Below are 14,934 nucleotides of genomic sequence, written 5' to 3'. Positions count from 1 at the left end.
GGAGCATTCGAATGGTGCGTTACCGGCACTACAAAGGCGGTCTGTATGAACTGGTTTGCGAGGCCACGCTGGAGTCCGATCCCACGATCACGATGATCGTGTACAAAGCGGCCAATGGTTCGATCTGGACGCGTCCGGCTTCGGTATTTTTCGAGCTGGTCGAGGTCGACGGCGTTAAGGTGCCGCGCTTTGCGTCGATCGACTAGACGCTTGTATTTGTGTTTGTATTTGGGTTCGCAATAAGGCGGTAGCGGTTGTCATTGTCATCGTCATCGCACTCGAACAACGCTTGCCGCCATCATCATCATCATCCAGACAGGAATTTCGAATGCGTCTCTTGCTTGCCATTGTTTTGCCGTGGTTTCAGTTCTTCACGATCGGCCGTCCGTTCGCGGGGATCATCTGTCTGTTGCTGCAACTCACGGTGATCGGCTGGATTCCGGCCGCGATCTGGTCGGTGTATGCGTTGAGCCAGTACACCACGGATAAAAAAATCGCCCGGGCAATGGGCAACTCGCGCTAAGTCAGGTTAGCGCGCATCGGCGCTCAAGATGCCGCCGGCGCCGCGTTCATTTCAGCGGCGCCAGTCCGACCGCATCGGGGACTTCCAGCACCACATCGGTTTCCGCGATCGCCACGCACGGCAGGATATAGCCTTCGGCCTTTTCTTCGCGGCTCAGCCCCGGCCACTCGATCATGTAGCTCACGCGTCCGGCCGTCATCCGGCACATACATGTTCTGCACGTGCCATTGCGGCACGAGCGTGGCAAATGCAGATTCGCGAACCCGGCGGCTTCGAGAATGGTCAGCGAATCGGGAGCCTCGAAGCTCTGACCGAGCGGTTCGATGCGAACCAGAGGCGGGCGGGTGGAATCGGACATCATGTGAGTTTGTGACGGATTGCGTCACACTTTACACGGTGCTGCTTCTGTTGACCGCCTCGACAAGCTGCATCAATGAGCGACCCTGGCGAGTCGTCTAAATGAGCGACCCCGGCGGAGTTGTCTCAACGAGCAGCGTTAACGTGCGGCCTTAACGGTCGCTCAACGCCCCACCTCAATGAGCCGCCCCGGTGCGCCGCAAATATCGGTACACGGTATTACGCGCCAGCCCCAACTCGCGCGCCGCCGCCGATACATTACCGCCGAGCCGAGCGAGCGTCTGCGCGATCAACCTGGCCTGCCAGTCCTCCATTCGCGCAGGCGATTGCGTCGCGACGCCGGCAAGGCGAGCGTCGCCACCATCGCGGCGTTCCACAGCCGCCACCGTCACCGGCAGCCGCACCACCTCACCGCCCGCCACATCGACGCAATCCTGCAAAAAGTCTTCCGGCAAATCATCGAGCTCGATCTGCTCCGCGCCTTCGGCCATGATGCTCGCGGTGCGTAGCACGTTGGCCATCTGCCGCAAATTGCCCGGCCAGCGGCACTGCGCGAAACGCTCGAGCACCGCAGCCGACACCCGCCGCGGCAGACGCTCGCCATCCGGCTGCAACGCCAGGATGCGCGTGACGAGCGCCGCCAGATCGCTGCGCTCGCGTAGCGCCGGTAACGTGACGACGAGTCCGTTGATCCGGTAATACAGGTCTTCGCGGAAGGTGCCCGCTTCGATCATTTCACGCAGGTTGCGGTGCGTCGCGCAGATGACGCGCAGATCGACCGGAATCGCGCGCGTGCCGCCGAGCGGCACGACGGTGCGCTCCTGCAGCACTCGCATCAGCCGCACCTGCTGGGCGAGAGGCATGTCGCCGATTTCGTCGAGGAACAGCGTGCCGCCGTCGGCCTGCACGATCTTGCCGACGCTGCCGCGTTTTTTCGCGCCGGTAAACGCGCCGTCTTCGTAGCCGAACAGTTCCGCTTCGATCAGCGTGTCCGGCAGCGCCGCGCAATTCAACGCCACGAACGGCGCGCCCCGTCGCGGCGAATCGTGATGGATCGCACGCGCGAGCCACTCTTTGCCGGTGCCGGTCTTACCGAGCACGAGAAGGGGAATATCGCGGCCACGCAGTTTGGCCACACGCCGTAGCACCGCGGCCATGTGCGCATCGCCGGTGTCGAGCGTTTCCAGGGTCGCGAGCGGGACGGGCTCGCCTCGCTGCTGCGCTGCCGTGAAGGCCAACTGCGCCGCACCGGATCCAAACTCACGCGACGAACTCGCGCGATTTTCCGCCGGCGCGACATAACGCGGCGTCGCGTACTCGCCGCGTGCCACCACGCGCACGCCGCTCGGCAATGTCAACTCGATACTTTCACCAGGCGCGCGCGTGATCTGCTGCAACAGCTTCGCGAACGCGATTCCGAACAACGCATCGATCGGTTGCCGTTGCAGATCGGCGAGCGGCTGCCCGAATTGAAACAGCGCGCTGCGATTCGCCGACAGAAACCGTCCGTCCGGCGCGAAGGCCGCGAGCCCTTCGAACAACGTGCCGATGAACTCCGCGCGCGCGTGAAAGTGGACCCGGATCGAATCGGCGAACTGGTTGGAGAACAGATGATTTTCAATCATCTGCGCCGACATTCTGACGAGCGCGAGCGTGTGCTTATGAAAGCCGCGCGTGTCGCCGCTCACGTCGAGCGCGCCGATGGTGCGCCCGAACGGATCGGCGATCGGCGCGCACGAACAGGTGAGAATCCGGTTGGCATGCAGAAAATGCTCGCCGCCATGCACGACGGTAGGTTGTCCGTCCACCAGCGCCGTGCCGATCGCATTGGTGCCGCGATCCGCTTCGGCCCACGAGACGCCCGGGCACAACGCGACGCGATTGGCTTTTTCGATGAAGTCGCTGTCGCCGAGACTATGCAGGATCACGCCGTGGCTATCGGTGAGCAGCACCATGCTTTGCGTGTCGACGATCTGCGCGTGCAGCGTCTCCATGACCGGCAACGCATGCGTGTAAAGCGATTGATTGCGCTCGACGAGCTCGCGCAACACCGGCTGACGCAGCGGATGAAAATCCGGCGTTTCCGACGCACGCAGGCCGATCTCGACCGAACGGGCGTGAGCTTGCGCGATGACATCAGGCCGACCGATGCTGGCCGGCGAGGCAGGGCGTTGGGTCAATGCGTGTCTCCGGTGATCGGACGCGACGGGTGCGTTGCCCGTCGCTCGATGCCGCATCGCAACATATGCGCTTGCGGCCCAGCACCGATATTACAGGACGAAGCGCATCGTGCGCGGCACGGGAAAAAACCGGGATCGCGCCCGCGGCGTGCCCAAAAAAACCGTGACAGGCACCAAAATCAAGCAAACGAAAAGGAAAACTTGCGCCGCGCCAGAACTCGTCTAGAGTGAATCAAATCACCTCCGCGGGGCGCGAATTGCGCGGCCGTCGTCATGGGGTGACGAGCCCGCGTCGCCGGCAATTGAACAAGGAGGAGTCAACGGCAGGCGCGATCGGACGTAACCGGCGTGCGCATAACCCGGCGACACCATGCGCGGCGCCCAACTCTCCAGGTGAACTCCCATGCAGATCCTATTCCCTAACGAAACTCCTGAATATTCAGGTCGCGAACTCACTTTGGCGTTCCCGGCGATGGTCGACGGGCAAAGGGTGGAATGCATGATCACCGCGGAAGCGCTGGAAGACCACTACGGCGCGGCATCGCCGCGACTGGAAGACATGGTCGGCGCATTCGACGCGCATCGCACCCGGATCGAAGCGGCCACGCGGCGTTTGCTGTCGGAAACGCGCGCGCAGTGCCTGGTGTTGCGAAGCGGCTATGTGCGCTTCTACGAAGCGAACTGGCGCAACTGAGGCGCCAATGGTCTGACTGCCGGAAGCGTGGGGGTCAGCAACCGCGCCAACCGGCGTCCCGCGTAATCGAGCCTGATCGCGCTTGAGCCTGCTTGAGCGTGCGGCTTTGCGCCGCATCGGCTCATGTCGTTGCCGCATCGCGCGGCAACCGACTTTTCAGATCTTCAGATCATGCGTCGCAATTATTCGCTGCCGAGATAGAAATATCGGAACAGGAAGATCGCGGCGATGATCCACACCACCAGCTTGACCTTGCGCGCCTGGCCCGTCAGCAGTTTCAATCCCGCATACGAAATGAAGCCGAACGCGACGCCGTTGGCGATCGAATAGGTGAACGGCATCAGCAGCGCGGTCAGCGCGGCCGGCACGACTTCGGTGGCGTCGTCCCACGGCAGGTCGAGCATTTCGCGCAACATCAGGCACGACACGTACAGCAGCGCCGGCGCCGTCGCGTAGCCGGGCACCACGCCCGCCAGCGGCGCGAAAAACAGCGCCGCGAGGAACAGCACTGCGACGGTGATCGCGGTGACGCCGGTGCGTCCACCCGCCTGCACGCCCGACGCGCTTTCGATATACGCGGTGGTCGACGACGTGCCCAGCATCGAGCCCGCCAGGATCGCCGTGCTATCGGCGAGCAGCGCGCGGTTCAGTCGATGCATCTTGCCTTCCACCAGCAGCCCCGCGCGATTGGCCACGCCCATCAGCGTGCCGGTCGCATCGAACAGTTCGACGAGGAAGAACACGAGGATCACGTTCAGCACGCCGGTGGACAGCGCGCCGCGAATGTCGAGCTGGAACAGCGTCGGCGAGATGGACGGCGGCGCGGAGACAATGCCGTGAAACTGATTGCCGCCGAAGAAAAAGCTCAGCACGGTCACGCCGACAATGCCGATCAGAATCGCGCCGCGCACCTTCAGATAGTCGAGCGTGACGATCGCGAAGAAGCCGATCACCGCGAGAATCACGTGCGGACTGTGCAGATCGCCGAGCGTGACGAGCGTGGCCGGATTGCCGACCACGACGCCGGCCGTCTTCAGCGAAATGATCGCGAGAAAGAGGCCGATGCCGCCGGTGATCGCGATGCGGATGGAGTGCGGAATGCCGTTGACGATCACCTCGCGCACACGAAACAGCGTGACGATCATGAACAGGCAGCCGGAGATGAACACCGCGCCGAGCGCGGCCTGCCACGTGAAGCCCATGCCCTTGACGACCGTGTACGCGAAGTACGCGTTCAGGCCCATGCCGGGCGCGAGCGCGATCGGGTAATTCGCGTACAGACCCATGATCAGCGACGCCAGCGCGGCCACGATGCAGGTCGCGACGAACACCGCGTCTTTCGGCATGCCGGCGTCGCCGAGAATCGCCGGGTTGACGAAGATGATGTAAGCCATCGTCAGGAAGGTGGTGAGTCCTGCGAGCACTTCGGTGCGCAGGTTGGTGCCGGCGGCGTCGAAGCCGAAGTAGCGGTTTATGGCGTCCATGAGGCGGGTCTCTCGTCGTTCAGAAAGCGTTTCTTGTGGTTGAGGCGGTGAGGCTGAAAACGGGCGATGCGGTTTGGCGTCGCGTTGTTTGCGTGGCTGTTGCGTCGGTGCCGCGGCTGCACGGCAGCACTACGGCCGGATTGTAATCACGATTGACGGCGGCGAGCGGAATGTCGGCGGTAATCACGAGATCGCCCGCGACGACGCGTTCGGCGATCCAATCGTCGGCGGCGTCGAAACCGGCCGGCACCTGGATCGCGCGGATCAGCGGCGACGGCGGCACACGTAGAAACGAATTGGCGACCAATGTCAGCGTCATGCCGGTGCGGCGCGCGGCGCGGTACAGCATTTCCTTGATCACGACCGGACAGGCGTCGGCGTCAACCCAGATTGGCATCGTGCGGATTCCCACTGCGGGGTGTGTCGAAGGGGCGAGATGATACCTTGCCAGCGAGCGAGGCGGCGCGGCAAGCGGATTTACGATGTTGTGGGGCGTGGGGCGTGGGGCGTGGGGCGTGCGGAGAGCGGAGGTGGACGTAAACAAGCGGAACAAGCGGAGAACAGAGACACGCCAGACCCACAACGCCCACGACCGTTGCAGTCGCGGGCGGCCCGGCATGCCGCGTGACGGCGTGAGCGCCGCTTACTGCGTCATCGTCCCGCCGGCCGCTTGCGCGCGCCGTGCCGCGACGATGCGCCCCGCGCGCTGCGCGTTGTTCGGATAGTCGATCCAGTCGAGCGGATCGTATCCGGCGGCGCGCCATTCGGCGAGATCGGCCCGGACCTCGGCACGCGTTTTCGGCGCGGACGGATCATTGGCGCGAGCCGAAGTCTGCGCGATCGCGCTGCTCATACTCACGGCGATCAACAACGCGCCGAGTCCAACCAGAGATGCAATTTTCATGACGAGCTCCCAGGGAGCGGTTAAAAACAATCCTCCTATTCTAGTTTTGCCCTCCACATCGAGTAAGGCGATTGAAGGCAATGCACCGTTTCACTTCGCGGCTCAATCGGGGTCTCACGGCACCGCCGCTTATGAAGCCACTTATGAAGCCAACTACGACCCCGACGGCTTGCTGAAGCGATCCAGCACCGCGCTCAACAGATCGATCGGCAACGGAAACACAATCGTCGAATTCTTGTCGGCGGCGATCGTCGTGAGGGTTTGCAGATAGCGCAGTTGCATGGCCTGTGGCTGCTGCGCCAGCGTCTGCGCCGCTTCCAGCAGATGCTGCGAGGCCTGCAATTCGCCTTCCGCGTGAATCACCTTGGCGCGCCGCTCGCGCTCGGCTTCGGCCTGCCGGGCGATCGCGCGAATCATCGTTTCATTGATGTCCACGTGCTTGATCTCGACGATCGACACCTTGATGCCCCACGCGTCGGTCTGCGCGTCGAGCACTTTCTGGATGTCGGCGTTGAGTTGCTCGCGATCGGCTAGCAGTTCGTCGAGTTCGTGTTTGCCGAGCACCGCGCGCAGCGTGGTTTGCGATAACTGGCTGGTCGCCTCGAAGTAACGCGCCACCTGAATCACTGCCTTCTCCGGATCGACGACGCGGAAATACACCACTGCGTTGACCTTCACCGAGACGTTGTCGCGCGTGATCACGTCCTGCGGCGGCACGTCGAAGACGACCGTGCGCAGATCCATGCGCACCGCCTGCTGCACGATCGGGATGATCAGCACCAGGCCCGGTCCCTTGACCTTCCAGAAGCGCCCGAGCATGAACACGACACCGCGTTCGTACTCGCGAAAAATCCGTATCGATGAAGCAATCAGCGCGGCCACCAGCAGAATCAGAATGCAGGTGAAGCCGAATGTGAAACCGATCATGAGCGTTCTCCTTGTTGTCGCCCTTCCGTTGGCACCACGGTGAGCGTCAGGCCGCGCCGCGCGATGACCCGCACGGTGTGGCCCGCCGCGACCGGGGCCACGCTGGACACCCGCCAGCGCTCGCCATGCACCTGCGCCCAGCCGGCGAGCGGGGCGTGGGCGGTGGTGGTTTCGAGGATGGTGCCGGCGGCGGTCGCGTTGCTGACCGCGCTTCCCGTTGGACTTTCGATTGCGTTCCCAACTGCGCTTCCGGCTGCGCTTCCAGCAGCGTTTTCAGCCGGGCTCTCCGGCAGCAAACCGCCATCGAGCACCACACCGATACTGCCGATCAACGCTTCCGCTCCCGTCACCACCGGCCGCCGTCGCGCGCGCAATGCAAGCCGCGACACGCCGAGCACGAACAGCACGCTGAACACGACGACGGCGGCGATCATCGGCAGTGGAATGCCGTAGCCGGGCACGTCGGTATCGATCAGCATCAACGCGCCGATCACGAACGCGACCACGCCGCCGAAACCGAGCGAGCCGAAGGTCGGCAGGAACGCCTCGCCGATCAGAAACGCGATGCCGAGAAAGATCAGACCGAGGCCGACGTAATTGACCGGCAGCATCTGCATCGCGAACAGGCCGATCAGCAGACTGATCGCGCCGACCACGCCCGGCAGCACGAAACCCGGGTTGGCGAATTCGAAGAACAGGCCGTACATGCCGATCATCAGCAGGACCAGCGCCACATTGGGATCGGTGATGACGGCGAGGAAGCGGCTGCGCCAGTCGGCTTCGAGTGTGACGATCGGGGCGTGCGCGGTGTCGAGCGTGACGTCGCCGCTGCGGGTGGTGACCTTGCGGCCGTCGAGCTGGCGCAGCAGGTCGGGGAGGTCGCGCGCGTTCAGGTCGACCACGTGTTGCGCGAGGGCTTCCGCGGCCGACAGGCTGACGGCTTCGCGTACCGCGCGCTCGGCCCAGTCGGCGTTGCGCCCGCGCATTTGCGCGAGGCCGCGGATGTAGGCGGCGGCGTCGTGAACCTGCTTACGGAGTTCGGTCGATTGGGTGTCGAGGGGGAGGGTGCTGGCGCTAGCGGTGGCAGCGGCGGACGCGCTTGATGTGCCGCTGGCACCTGTTGAACCAGCACCAGCACCAGCACCAGCACCAGCACCAGCACCAGCACCAGCACCAGCACCCGGCAACCCCGGCATTCCGCCACCCGCCGGCGGCTCCGCACCGCCCATGCCCATCTGAATCGGCGTCGCCGCGCCGAGGTTGGTCCCCGGCGCCATTGCCGCGATATGGCTCGCATAGACGATATACGTCCCGGCACTCGCGGCCCGCGCGCCGCTCGGCGCAATAAACGTGGCCACCGGCACCGGCGACGCGAGAATCGCCTTGATGATCTGCCGCATCGACGTATCGAGCCCGCCGGGCGTATCGAGTTGCAGCACGGCGAGTTGCGCGTGCTGCTCGGCGGCGCGTTGCAGGCTGCGCACGATGAAGTCCGCACTTGCCGGACCGATCGCGCCATCCACTGGAATCACCACTACGCTGCCGGGCGCCACCGCCGCTTCGGCCCGCAACGGCGCCACCGCTTCGCACGATGCGAACCCGATGGCCAAAAGCACGCCGAGCGCGGTCATGCCGCGCATCAACCGGCTCACGACACCGCCACGGATAAGCGGCATACGCGAGCCGGACTGCCGGAACGGGAGACGCGGATACGTGCTCATCGCTGACGGCTGCCGCGCCGGGTCGACAGGATGCGAGCGGCGCGGGCCGAACCCTCTGGTAAGGCAGGCCTGCTGCTTACAGCTTAGTCCGATTCCGCGCGCCGCGTGAAATCGCCGCGTGCCGTGCCTGCGGGCTTTAGAGCCTTCATCGCCTTAGCCGCCGTAACCGCACTCACCGACTCGCCTTAACAGCCGCAGCCGCAGCAGTCGCAGCAGCCGCAGCAGTCGCAGTAGCCGGCGCAGCGCCACCCCCCACCGGCCGATAATCAGTCGGCCGCATACCCGTCCACTTCCGAAACGCGCGATGAAACGCGCTCGGCTCGGCAAACCCCACCGACGCGGCAATATCCGCAATCGTGCGGTCGGTGTCCTGCAACTCGCCGATCGCGATGTCGCGCCGCAGGTCGTCCTTGATCGACTGATACGTATAGCCTTCCTGTTTCAGATGCCGCCGCATGGTCGCCTCGGCGACGTTCAGCCGCCCGGCCATCCGGTCGGCGGCGGGCCAGCCGGACATCGGCAGCGCGCGCAGCATCTTGCGCACGCGCGCCGCGAGCGAACCCGCGTTGCGGTACTTGACGATAAAACTGCCGGGCGCGTCGCGTAGAAACGGCTTGACCGATTTCGTCGTCTGAATGATGGGCAGTTCGAGAAACGCGGGCGACAGATCGACATAAGACTCGGCCTGATCGAAGCGCATCTCGTCGCAGAAAATCAGCCGGTATTCGCGCGCGGCGGGCGGTTCGGCGCAGCGAAAACGCGCTTCGAACAACGGAATACGCCGTCCGACCAGCCAGCACAGCAGCCCATAAACGAGGATGAACCACGTCGCATAGGCAAACATGGCCGGCGGCGCGGCGCCCTCACGCTCGACGAAACGCAGCCTCACGCGTTGCGCATCGGTTTCGATGCGCGCGCCGAGATCGTCGAGCACCAGCCGCATGAAACCGACCGCCCGCGCGAGTGCCTGCGCGCCGTTGCGCGCGGTCAGCGCGGTCTGCGTCATCGCGATGAAGCTGCCGCTTTTCATGCGACGCGAATCCTGGCCGAAAAACTCGTCGTCCAATGCGCGCGCGATGCCGGCCCACAGCGCGCCGTATTGCGCAGCCGACACGCGGCTCTTCGGTGAGGCGAGCAGCGCCGCCGCGATGCCGGTTGCTTCGGCCAGCGGCAGCGCGTCGAAGCCGCTCGCGCGCGCCAGCGCCAGGGTTTCCCCGACCATGCTGACGGAAATCGTGCCCTTGTCGTTTTTCATCCGAGTCTGCTCAAGCTGGCAAAAGCGCTCAACATTTTCCTTGTGACGATTCGCCAAGCCCTTGAAATTGCGGCTCGAATCGGGCTTGCATAGTATCAGTATGGCAAATGCGCTCACCCAGAATGATCGGGCTGAGCATCGAACCTGTCCAGCGGCTTGCCTACACTTATCCTTTATGAGATCGCGGGCGACCCAGGAGACGGGCTCTTCACCGCGATCAGACGGACCAGACAGGATCGAGCGCCATGGACAGCTTCTATACCGAAGACCAACGAATGATCCGCGACGCCGCGCGTGACTTCGCCACCGAACAACTCGCGCCGCACGCGGCGCAATGGGACCGCGAAGCGCAACTGCCTGCGGAGGTCGTCACGCAGATGGGCGAGCTCGGTTTGCTCGGCATGATCGTGCCGGCGGAATGGGGCGGCTCGTACACCGACTACGTGGCCTACGCGCTCGCGATCGAAGAGATCGCGGCCGGCTGCGCGTCGTGCGCCACGCTGATGAGCGTGCACAACTCGGTCGGCTGCGGGCCGATTCTCAAGTTCGGCACCCAGGCGCAGAAAGACCGCTATCTGCAAGATCTCGCGACCGGCCGCAGTATCGGCGCGTTCTGTCTGACCGAGCCGCAGGCGGGTTCCGAGGCGAACAATCTGCGCACCCGCGCCGTGCTGCAGGACGGCAAGTGGATCCTCAACGGCAGCAAGCAGTTCGTGACCAACGGCTCGCGCGCCGATATCGCGATCGTGTTCGCCGTCACCGATCCCGAGCTCGGCAAGCGTGGTTTGTCGGCCTTCATCGTGCCGACCGATACGCCGGGCTTCAACGTCGGCAAGCCGGAGCACAAGCTCGGCATTCGCGCGTCCGACACCTGCCCGATCTCGCTCGACGATTGCGCGGTGCCGGAAGAGAACCTGCTCGGCGAACCGGGCGAGGGCTTGCGCATCGCGCTGTCGAATCTCGAAGGCGGGCGCATTGGTATTGCCGCGCAGGCGGTCGGCATTGCACGGGCCGCGTTCGACGCCGCGCGCCTCTATGCGAGCGAACGCATGCAGTTCGGCAAGGCGATCAAGGATCACCAGGCCATCGCTTCCATGCTCGCCGACATGACCACGCAATTGAACGCCGCGCGCTTGCTGGTGCACCACGCGGCACGCTTGCGCACGGAAGGGTTGCCGTGTTTGTCGGAGGCGTCGCAGGCGAAACTGTTCGCGTCGGAAGCGGCCGAGCAGATCTGTTCGAAGGCGATCCAGATTCACGGCGGCTACGGCTATCTGGAAGACTATGCCGTGGAGCGTCACTATCGCGATGCCCGCATCACGCAGATTTACGAAGGAACCAGCGAAGTGCAGCGTATGGTGATCGCGCGCAATGTTTAAACGCGAGGCAGACCGCGTTTGAGCGCAAAATAGTTTGACCGCGGAGCCGACGCGCGAGGAAGCCGGTGCATGAGTGTAAAGCGGCAAAGAAACAAAGCAGCAACGCAGCAAAGCCAAAAAAACGGAGCGCATAGCGCGCCACCAATGCGACCCGAGTCAGCGCCCACCGCTAACCCGGGTCGACACAGGAGACGACGATGACGGCAGCGAAAGGTTTCTTCGACGCGCGTGACTTCCTACTGCGCCATCGAACCGACTACGACCGGGCGTACCGCGAATTCACGTGGCCGGCGTTGGGCGAGTTCAACTGGGCGCTGGACTATTTCGACGTGATCGCGCGCGACAATCACAACCCGGCGCTGTGGATCGTCGACGACCCAACCGGCGGCGGTCTGCGCCTGTCGTATGCGCAGATGTCGGAGCGCTCTTCGCGCATGGCGAACTACCTGCGCAGTGTCGGCGTGGGCCGCGGCGACCGCTTGCTGCTGATGCTGCCGAACCGCGTCGAACTATGGGACGTGATGCTCGCCGCGATGAAACTCGGCGCGATCGTGCTGCCCGCCACCACGCAGTTGTCAGCCGACGACGTGCGCGATCGCGTGCAGATCGGCGGTGCAAAATTCGTGGTGGTCGACAGCGCGGAGTTGAGCAAATTCGACACGCTCGACGTGCCGCTCACACGCATTTCGGCCGGCGCTCCGCGCGACGGCTGGCTCGATCTTGCCGCAGCCTACGAAGCGTCGCCGCAATTCACCCCGCAGGGCGTCACGCTCGCCACCGATCCGCTGTTGCTGTACTTCACGTCGGGCACGACGTCGAAGCCGAAGCTGGTCGAACATACGCATCAAAGCTATCCGGTCGGGCATCTGTCGACCATGTACTGGATCGGCCTGCAACCGAACGACATCCACTGGAACATCAGCTCGCCGGGTTGGGCCAAGCACGCGTGGAGCTGCTTCTTCGCGCCGTGGAATGCGCAGGCCTGCGTGTTCGTGTTCAACTTCCCGCGCTTCGTGCCGAAAGACACGCTGAACGTGCTGGTGCGTTTCAACGTCACCACGCTGTGCGCGCCGCCCACCGTCTGGCGCATGCTGGTGCAGGAGCCTCTGACCGATTATCCGGTCAAGCTGCGCGAGATCGTCGGCGCGGGCGAGCCGTTGAATCCGGAGATCATCGAACGCGTGAAGCACGCGTGGGGCATTACGATACGCGACGGCTTCGGCCAGACCGAAACGACCTGCCAGATCGGCAACTCGCCGGGACAACCAGTGGTGGCCGGATCGATGGGACGTCCGTTGCCCGGCTACAAAATCGAACTGGTCGACGCCGACGATCAACTCGTCACCGAAGGCGAAATCGCGCTGCCGCTCAACGGCGCGCGTCCGCTCGGCCTGATGACCGGCTACGCCAATAACGCCGACGCCACCGCGCAAGCCATGCGCAACGGTTTCTACCGCACGTCCGATGTCGCATTGCGCCGCGACGACGGCTACTACGTCTATGTCGGCCGTGCCGACGACGTTTTCAAATCGTCCGACTATCGACTGAGCCCGTTCGAACTCGAAAGCGTGCTGATCGAACACGAAGCGATCGGCGAGGCCGCCGTGGTGCCCAGCGCCGACGCACTGCGTCTCTCCGTCCCCAAAGCATTCGTCACCGTGCGCCAAGGCTACGAAGCCGGCCCGGAACTCGCGCGTGCCGTGTTCGCGTTTTCGCGCGAAAAGCTCGCGCCGTACAAGCGGATTCGCCGTCTGCAATTCAGCGAGCTGCCGAAAACCATCTCCGGCAAGATTCGCCGCGTCGAGTTGCGGCGCCGCGAAATGGAGCGCGAAGCCGAACCCGCGCGCCTGCCGGACGAGTACTGGGAAGAGGATTTCCCGGACCTGCGTTGATTTTTTTCATTCCCAGTTACTGCCCGGCCGCCGCGCGGCCACTGCACAGGAGTTTCAGCATGAACGCAATTGCTTCGAACCAGGCGGCGCACGAAGTGGCCACCGTCAAGTTGCTGATCAACGGCGAGTTCGTCGAATCGAAGACCACTGAATGGCGCGATATCGTCAACCCGGCCACGCAGGAGGTGCTGGCGCGCGTGCCGTTCGCCACCGCCGCGGAAGTTAACGAGGCGATCAGCTCCGCGCACGCCGCGTTCAAGACGTGGAAGGACACGCCGATCGGCGCCCGCATGCGCATCATGCTGAAGTACCAGGCGCTGATCCGCGAGAACATGCCGCGCATCGCGAAGACCTTGAGCGCCGAACAGGGCAAGACGATTCCGGATGCCGAAGGCGATATCTTCCGCGGTCTGGAAGTGGTCGAGCATGCGTGCTCGATCGGCAGCTTGCAGCAGGGCGAATTCGCGGAAAACGTGGCGGGCGGCGTGGATACGTACACGCTGCGTCAACCGATCGGCGTGTGCGCCGGCATTACGCCGTTCAATTTCCCCGCCATGATCCCGCTGTGGATGTTCCCGATGGCGATCGTCTGCGGCAATACCTTCGTGCTGAAACCGTCCGAACAGGACCCGATGTCGACCATGCAACTGGTCGAACTCGCGCTGCAGGCTGGCATTCCGAAGGGCGTGCTGAACGTCGTGCACGGCGGCAAGGACGTGGTCGACGCGCTGTGCACGCATGAGCTGATCAAAGCGGTGTCGTTCGTCGGCTCGACGGCGGTCGGCACACACGTGTACCGCCTCGGCAGCGAACACGGCAAGCGCGTGCAATCGATGATGGGCGCGAAGAACCACGCCGTGGTGCTGCCCGACGCGAACCGTGAGCAAACCCTGAACGCGCTGGCCGGCGCCGGCTTCGGCGCGGCCGGGCAGCGTTGCATGGCGACCTCGGTTGTCGTGCTGGTGGGCGCGGCGCAGCAGTGGGTGCCGGAGATCGTCGCGAAGGCGAAAACGCTCAAGGTCAACGCGGGCAGCGAGCCGAATACCGATGTCGGCCCGGTGGTCTCGCGCGCGGCGAAGCAACGCGTTCTCGGTCTGATCGAAGCGGGCGTGAAAGAAGGCGCCACGCTCGCGCTCGACGGTCGCGACGTGAAGGTGCCCGGCTACGAGCAGGGCAACTTCATCGGCCCGACGGTGTTCACCGACGTCACGACCGAGATGCAGATCTACACGCAGGAAATCTTCGGACCGGTGCTCGTGATTCTGAACGCCGCCACGCTCGACGACGCGATCGCGCTCGTCAACCGCAATCCGTTCGGCAATGGCGTCGGCCTCTTCACGCAGAGCGGCGCGGCGGCGCGCAAGTTCCAGAGCGAAATTGACATCGGCCAGGTCGGCATCAACATTCCGATTCCGGTGCCGGTGCCGTTCTTCAGCTTTACCGGTTCGCGCGGCTCGAAGCTCGGCGATCTCGGCCCGTACGGCAAACAGGTCGTGCAGTTCTACACGCAGACCAAGACCGTCACGGCCCGCTGGTTCGACGACGACACCGTCAACGACGGCGTCAACACGACCATCAGCCTGCGCTGAGCGCTTAATTGACCAGGCGATCACGCGAA

At 64.1% G+C, this 14,934-nt stretch carries 14 protein-coding genes; 6 read left to right on the top strand and 8 right to left on the bottom strand.

Annotated features, from left to right (window positions below; translation table 11 throughout):
* The first annotated feature begins 11 nt into the window (after window positions 1-11).
* Complete coding sequence (locus GGD40_RS22545; RefSeq protein ID WP_179745148.1) at window positions 12-206, top strand: DUF1653 domain-containing protein; 195 nt, start codon at window positions 12-14, stop codon at window positions 204-206.
* 122 nt (window positions 207-328) lie between these two features.
* Window positions 329-523 carry a YqaE/Pmp3 family membrane protein gene (locus GGD40_RS22540; RefSeq protein WP_035557981.1) on the top strand — a complete coding sequence of 65 codons (195 nt, stop codon included), beginning with the start codon at window positions 329-331 and terminating at the stop codon, window positions 521-523.
* 46 nt (window positions 524-569) lie between these two features.
* On the opposite strand, the gene GGD40_RS22535 is transcribed toward GGD40_RS22540, so the two are convergent.
* Window positions 570-881: a 2Fe-2S iron-sulfur cluster-binding protein gene (locus tag GGD40_RS22535; RefSeq protein WP_179712867.1), complete on the bottom strand. Its 312-nt coding sequence runs from the start codon at window positions 879-881 to the stop codon at window positions 570-572.
* Between the two features lie 175 nt (window positions 882-1,056).
* Window positions 1,057-3,060: a sigma-54-dependent Fis family transcriptional regulator gene (locus GGD40_RS22530; RefSeq protein ID WP_179745147.1), complete on the bottom strand. Its 2,004-nt coding sequence runs from the start codon at window positions 3,058-3,060 to the stop codon at window positions 1,057-1,059.
* Window positions 3,061-3,463: 403 nt separating this feature from the next.
* Between GGD40_RS22530 and GGD40_RS22525 the strand changes: the two genes are divergently transcribed.
* On the top strand, window positions 3,464-3,754 hold the full coding sequence (locus GGD40_RS22525) for a DUF1488 family protein (RefSeq protein WP_134964767.1): 291 nt from the start codon (window positions 3,464-3,466) through the stop codon (window positions 3,752-3,754).
* A gap of 182 nt (window positions 3,755-3,936) precedes the next feature.
* Here GGD40_RS22525 and GGD40_RS22520 read toward each other — a convergent pair whose 3' ends face one another.
* From GGD40_RS22520 to GGD40_RS22495, 6 genes are all read right to left on the bottom strand, one after another.
* Window positions 3,937-5,238 carry an NCS2 family permease gene (locus GGD40_RS22520; protein ID WP_179745146.1) on the bottom strand — a complete coding sequence of 434 codons (1,302 nt, stop codon included), beginning with the start codon at window positions 5,236-5,238 and terminating at the stop codon, window positions 3,937-3,939.
* Window positions 5,239-5,257: 19 nt separating this feature from the next.
* Window positions 5,258-5,635, bottom strand: coding sequence for a YaiI/YqxD family protein (locus GGD40_RS36985; RefSeq protein ID WP_257030552.1), 378 nt, complete (start codon window positions 5,633-5,635; stop codon window positions 5,258-5,260).
* Between the two features lie 246 nt (window positions 5,636-5,881).
* On the bottom strand, window positions 5,882-6,142 hold the full coding sequence (locus GGD40_RS22510) for a DUF4148 domain-containing protein (RefSeq protein WP_179745145.1): 261 nt from the start codon (window positions 6,140-6,142) through the stop codon (window positions 5,882-5,884).
* 153 nt (window positions 6,143-6,295) lie between these two features.
* Entirely contained in the window at window positions 6,296-7,069 is a 774-nt protein-coding gene (locus GGD40_RS22505; protein WP_179745144.1) for a slipin family protein, read from the bottom strand.
* The gene (locus GGD40_RS22500; RefSeq protein WP_179745143.1) at window positions 7,066-8,790 is read right to left on the bottom strand and encodes an NfeD family protein; all 1,725 of its coding nucleotides are present in this window, start codon (window positions 8,788-8,790) and stop codon (window positions 7,066-7,068) included. The genes GGD40_RS22505 and GGD40_RS22500 overlap by 4 nt, the downstream gene beginning before the upstream one ends.
* A 172-nt stretch (window positions 8,791-8,962) precedes the next feature.
* Window positions 8,963-10,045, bottom strand: coding sequence for an AraC family transcriptional regulator (locus GGD40_RS22495; RefSeq protein ID WP_179745142.1), 1,083 nt, complete (start codon window positions 10,043-10,045; stop codon window positions 8,963-8,965).
* Between the two features lie 245 nt (window positions 10,046-10,290).
* On the opposite strand from GGD40_RS22495, the gene GGD40_RS22490 reads away from it, so the two are divergent.
* The 3 genes from GGD40_RS22490 to GGD40_RS22480 all read left to right on the top strand — a co-directional run bounded on the left by GGD40_RS22490 (window position 10,291) and on the right by GGD40_RS22480 (window position 14,905).
* On the top strand, window positions 10,291-11,424 hold the full coding sequence (locus GGD40_RS22490; RefSeq protein WP_179745141.1) for an acyl-CoA dehydrogenase: 1,134 nt from the start codon (window positions 10,291-10,293) through the stop codon (window positions 11,422-11,424).
* Window positions 11,425-11,621: 197 nt separating this feature from the next.
* Window positions 11,622-13,316 (top strand): AMP-binding protein, encoded by a 1,695-nt coding sequence (locus GGD40_RS22485; protein ID WP_179745140.1) that lies wholly within the window; start codon window positions 11,622-11,624, stop codon window positions 13,314-13,316.
* Between the two features lie 59 nt (window positions 13,317-13,375).
* Window positions 13,376-14,905, top strand: a complete 1,530-nt coding sequence (locus GGD40_RS22480) for a CoA-acylating methylmalonate-semialdehyde dehydrogenase (RefSeq protein ID WP_179712884.1) — start codon at window positions 13,376-13,378, stop codon at window positions 14,903-14,905.
* The last annotated feature ends 29 nt before the right edge of the window (window positions 14,906-14,934 follow it).

Source organism: Paraburkholderia bryophila, from assembly GCF_013409255.1.
Classification (GTDB): domain Bacteria; phylum Pseudomonadota; class Gammaproteobacteria; order Burkholderiales; family Burkholderiaceae; genus Paraburkholderia.
The sequence above is the reverse complement of the archived record's forward strand: the minus strand, read 5'-3'. Positions and strand labels throughout refer to the sequence as shown.